The sequence below is a fragment of the Brucella grignonensis genome (assembly GCF_002252505.1).
In the GTDB taxonomy this organism is placed as follows: Bacteria; Pseudomonadota; Alphaproteobacteria; order Rhizobiales; family Rhizobiaceae; genus Brucella; species Brucella grignonensis.
This window is the reverse complement of record NZ_NNRL01000027.1, coordinates 1-356: the sequence shown is the minus strand read 5'-3', so window position 1 is coordinate 356 and position 356 is coordinate 1. Positions and strand designations below refer to the sequence as shown.

The window sequence follows — 356 nt, the reverse complement described above, 5'->3', positions numbered from 1 at the left end:
GTGACACTGCCCACGGCTTCGACCGCCGCCTTGCGTTCCCTCCCGGTGGCCATGAGCCGATCCACAACACGGTCGGAACCGCGCAATGCGCCATAGGCGGCAGGGTCGTTCCCGACGGCACGAGCGTGGCGCTCGGGCTTCACGCCCTTGACGACCAGATCCTCGATCGTGGCGAGTGCCGCGGCGGGATCGCGCCAGATGCGCTGCACGGCCTCGGCAAGTGCGGCGCGCTGCTGTCTGTAACGGGGAACCTCCAGCGCACGCTGCTTGGCTTCTTCATCGACAGTTGATGCGAACTCGGTGACCGGCGCGAGCATCGGCAAGGCAGGCGGTTTGGACATCTCTGGAGCCTGTGC

At 67.1% G+C, this 356-nt stretch carries 1 protein-coding gene; it reads right to left on the bottom strand.

Translation table 11 applies throughout. The features are described from left to right. Window positions 1–356: BID domain-containing protein (locus tag CEV33_RS00295; RefSeq protein ID WP_141211515.1), on the bottom strand; the 356-nt coding region annotated here is incomplete at both ends.